We start from the raw sequence: 4,576 nt of genomic DNA on the forward strand, positions 1-4,576 counted from the left end.
CTGGTGGTGGGGCGCACCGACGTGGAACGGGGCTGGCTGACCTCCAGCGGCACCATCCAGGTGGCGCCGGTGCTCGGCGAGGCCTGGCAGCTCGAGCTCTCCTACGAGGCCCGGCATGGCGTCCTGAGCACCCGTGTCGAGGGCGAGCTGAACCCCCATCTGGGTGCTCATCGTGAGCGGGTCTTCGGCGATGTCCTGCCCTCCACCCCTCCTCATTGGACGGCTCGCTACCTGACCCTGAGCGGTACGCTGGATGGCAGCGTTCAACTGGCGCCCTTCATCGTCAGTCAGGGACAGCAGGAAGCCGATTTCCGGGGTGGGCACCTGGCCTTCGGTGGCCAGTACGGTGACTGGCGATTACGTGCCAGGTTTTCCCCCTGGCGATTGACCGATGGCGAGAATTCGCTGGAGTCCGGTCCCATCGGCCTGGAAAGCCGTTATACCTACACCGACGGGGCCTACCATTTCACTCAGTCCGACGACCTGCATATCGAGCGCCTTCTCTGGCACCAGCCCGAACTCGATCTCACCGCTCGGGATCTCGTCTACCGCAGCCTGATAGAGCTCGACGACAGGGAGCTCAGCCTCGACGGCGAGTTGAAGATCATCGAGATCCTGGCGGCGGATCAGGTATTGCTTAGCGGGTCGGTTTCGATGGAAGTGTCACGGATCAATGCCGATGCCGTGCGTGCCCTTCTGGCCGGCTTGCGTGACGAGGCGGCGATGGGTGGGCCGCCAGGGGAGGGGAGAGAGCTGCTGGTGCGCATCGAGCCGGCGTTCATCGCCATGCTGCAGGACTCACCGAGGCTGGATGTCACCCGGGTGGATCTGGAAAGCCCCATGCTGGGCCTGACGGCCAGGGGTGAAGGTGCACTCTTCTTCGACGCCCGTCGCCTCGATGAGCTCAGCCTCGTCGGACTCGATGATGAGGCGCAGCAGGCTAGCTGGCTGTCCCGTCTGGATGGCGATTTCATCTGGCATGATGTCCCCACGGTGGTTGCCCTCTGGCTGGGCCTGCCCCTGGGGACCGAAGACCTGGAAATCGATGTGGTTCGTGGTCAGGTCCGGGTCAATGGTCGGCCGATGCCGCCCCTCTGGCGTCAATTCTGACTTGAAGTCGTCGCTGCTCGCCCGCATTCACTTATCCAGCTATCACTTTCGTCACACTGGATCAGGACAACAGGCCGATGAGCGACGACCAGGATCGACCCCGGGACCCGGAAATCCCCGAATGGATTCGCGATATTCACGATCAAGACCAGGCCCCCGCCTCCCATGGCGACTCCGAGGGGAGTGGACGTTCCATGGTGCCCGCCCGGGATACCCTGCCCGAGCGTATCTACCTGCTGCCGATCCACAATCGGCCCTTCTTCCCCGCTCAGGTACAGCCGCTGGTGATCAACCGCGAGCGCTGGGAAGAGACCCTGCATCGCGTCGCCAAGACCACGCACCATACCGTGGGACTGGCTTTCGTCGGCGAGACGGCCGTCGATGAACTCGACCACGAGCAGTTTCCCGAGATCGGTACCGCGGTGAAGGTGCACAAGATCCAGGGCGAAGAAACCCAGTTCCAGTTCATCGCCCAGGGTATCCAGCGTTTTCGCATCACGCGCTGGCTGTCCAGGGAGCCGCCCTTCCTGGTGGAGGTCAGCTATCCACGTGAGCCGGTGGATGCCGAGGACGATGAGACTCGCGCCTACGCCATGGCGATGATCAACGGCATCAAGGAACTGCTGCCGATCAATCCGCTCTACGGCGAGGAGCTCAAGCACTATCTCAACCGCTTCAGCCCCCATGAACCAGGGCCTCTGACCGACTTCGCCGCGGCCATTACCTCCGCCAAGGGCCAGGAACTTCAGGAGGTGCTGGCGACTCTGCCGGTGATGGCGCGGATGCAGAAGGTCCTGCCGCTGCTGCGCAAGGAGATCGATGTCGCCCAGCTGCAGAGCGAGATCAGCGACCAGGTCAATGCCCAGATGCAGGATCGCCAGCGTGAGTTCTTCCTGCGCGAGCAGCTCAAGGTGATCCAGCGCGAGCTGGGGATCTCCAAGGACGATCGCGAGAATGACGTCGATACCTTTCGCGACCGTCTCGAGTCGCTGACGGTGCCGCCCAAGGTGCTGACACGCATTGAGGAGGAACTCGACAAGCTCTCGGTGCTGGAGACGGGTTCACCGGAGTATGGCACTACTCGCAATTATCTGGACTGGCTGACGTCCTTGCCCTGGGGGGTACGCAGCGCCGACAACCTGGATCTGCCCCATGCCCGCGAGACGCTGGATCGTGACCATGACGGTCTCAAGGATGTCAAGGAACGCATCATCGAGTTCCTCGCCGAGGGCACTTTCAAGGGGGATGTGGGGGGTTCCATCCTGCTGCTGGTCGGCCCGCCGGGGGTGGGCAAGACCTCTGTGGGTCGCTCCATCGCCGAGGCGCTGGGCCGCGAGTTCTATCGCTTTTCGGTGGGCGGCATGCGCGACGAGGCCGAGATCAAGGGGCATCGGCGCACCTACATCGGCGCCATGCCGGGCAAGCTGGTGCAGGCCCTCAAGGAGGTCGAGGTCGAGAATCCGGTGATCATGCTCGACGAGATCGACAAGATGGGGCAGTCCTTCCAGGGCGATCCGGCCTCGGCCCTGCTGGAGGTACTCGACCCCGAGCAGAACGTCGACTTCCTCGACCACTACCTGGATGTGCGACTCGATCTTTCCCGGGTGCTCTTCGTCTGCACGGCCAATACGCTGGATTCGATCTCCCCGGCGCTGCTGGATCGCATGGAGCAGATCCGCCTGTCCGGGTACATCGCCGAGGAGAAGGTCGCCATCGCCAAGCACCACTTCTGGCCCAAGCTGCTCAAGCGTGATCGCATCCCCAAGAAGCGCATCAACCTCACCGATGCGGCCCTGCGACAGGTGATCGAAGGCTATGCCCGGGAGGCCGGGGTGCGGCAGTTGGAGAAGCAACTGCACCGCATCGTGCGCAAGGCAGCAGTGAAGCTGCTGGAGAACGACCAGAAATCGGTGCGGGTCTCGGTGAACAATCTCGAGGACTTCCTCGGCGCTCCCCTGTTCCGCAAGGAGCAGGTGCTCGAGGGCGAGGGCGTGGTCACGGGGCTGGCCTGGACCTCCATGGGTGGCGCGACCCTGCCCATCGAGGCCGGCAAGGTGCATGCCCTGGAGCGTGGCTTCAAACTGACCGGCAAGCTCGGTGACGTCATGAAGGAATCGGCCAACATCGCCTACAGCTATGTGTTGGGTCATCTGAGCGAGTTCGGCGCCGATGCCGACTTCTTCGACTCGGCTTTCGTCCATCTCCATGTGCCGGAAGGGGCCACGCCCAAGGATGGTCCCTCGGCGGGGGTCACCATGGCCACGGCGCTGCTGTCCCTGGCGACACACCGGGCCATCGATCGGCGGCTGGCGATGACCGGTGAGTTGACCCTCACCGGCCAGGTGCTGCCGGTGGGCGGTATCCGCGAGAAGGTGATTGCCGCCCGTCGCAGCGACATTTTCGAGCTGATCCTGCCCGAGGCCAATCGGCGCGACTTCGATGAGTTGCCCGACTATCTTCGGGAGGGGATCAGGGTGCATTTCGCATCCCGCTACCCGGATGTGGCCAGGGTGGTGTTTGCGTAGTCGACCATCGCCGCTGAGTGGCCGTTACCAGAGGCGATGGGAATCCTCTGTCGCGCGCAACCGGTCACGGGCGATATAGAGGGCGGCGATGGCGCGTGCCTCGTGGAAATCCTCGCGAGCCAGCAGATCCTGCAAATCCTCGATGGCGTGGGTCTCCACGATCATGGGTTCGGGTTCGTCGCCTGGCAGACGCTTGGGGTAGAGGTCGCTGGCCAGCAGCACCTGCATGCGATGGCGCATGTAGTTGGGCGCCAGGGACAGTTCCACGAGGGGTTCGATGCGTCTGGCACCGAAGCCGCATTCCTCCATGAGCTCCCGGTTGGCGGCGGTGATGATGTCCTCGCCCGGGTCGACCAGCCCCTTGGGCAGGGTCAGCACATAGTCCTCGAAGCCAGCGGCGTATTCGCGGATCAGCAACACATGCTCGGGGTCGGGCATGGCGACGATCATGACGGCGCCGTGGTCACTGCCGGTGAGCCGCTCGAAGGTGCGTTCCTCCCCATTGGAGAAGCGCAGGTCCAGGGATTCGATATGGAAGAGGCGGCTGCGGGCGACGGACCGGCGCGCGAGGATCCGGGGTTTCTCGGGCCAGTTCGTGTCTTGACGCTGTTCATCCGGGTCATGGGATTGCGGCATGAGCTCTCCAGTGTTTGTCGGGTGGGGTACCATTCTCCTTCCCGACCAGGGGAGGTTTTGATCCTGGTGGGAGGCCGGCTCTGCCGGGCGAGGGGTTGGGTCCATTGAGGCGTCGCATTAGTCGATTGGGTACAATACCATGCCTTTTCACCCTCGCCATCCGGAGCCGCGATGATCGACTGGCGCGCCATCGATACCGTCCTGCTGGACATGGACGGCACCCTGCTGGATCTCCACTTCGATAGCCACTTCTGGCTGGAGCATCTGCCCCGTCGCTATGTGGAGTTGCATCACCTGGACGAGGC

General features: G+C 63.5%; 3 protein-coding genes and 1 pseudogene. 3 read left to right on the forward strand and 1 reads right to left on the reverse strand.

The genetic code is table 11. From position 1 onward, the window contains the following. Together ACESMD_RS01040 and lon are read left to right on the forward strand one after the other, a co-directional pair. Window positions 1-1,110 (forward strand): DUF945 family protein (locus ACESMD_RS01040; RefSeq protein WP_372609485.1); only part of this gene is annotated, 1,110 nt, incomplete at its 5' end. Between the two features lie 77 nt (window positions 1,111-1,187). Then, window positions 1,188-3,635 carry an endopeptidase La gene (gene lon / locus ACESMD_RS01045; protein ID WP_372609487.1) on the forward strand — a complete coding sequence of 816 codons (2,448 nt, stop codon included), beginning with the start codon at window positions 1,188-1,190 and terminating at the stop codon, window positions 3,633-3,635. Window positions 3,636-3,659: 24 nt separating this feature from the next. Here lon and nudE read toward each other — a convergent pair whose 3' ends face one another. Next, window positions 3,660-4,271, reverse strand: a complete 612-nt coding sequence (gene nudE / locus ACESMD_RS01050; RefSeq protein ID WP_372609489.1) for an ADP compounds hydrolase NudE — start codon at window positions 4,269-4,271, stop codon at window positions 3,660-3,662. Window positions 4,272-4,442: 171 nt separating this feature from the next. Here nudE and ACESMD_RS01055 point away from each other — a divergent pair. Continuing rightward, a pseudogene (locus ACESMD_RS01055) lies at window positions 4,443-4,576 on the forward strand (haloacid dehalogenase); the annotation flags it as partial.

Origin of the sequence: Halomonas sp., from assembly GCF_041689495.1 — a bacterium.
Classification (GTDB): domain Bacteria; phylum Pseudomonadota; class Gammaproteobacteria; order Pseudomonadales; family Halomonadaceae; genus Halomonas.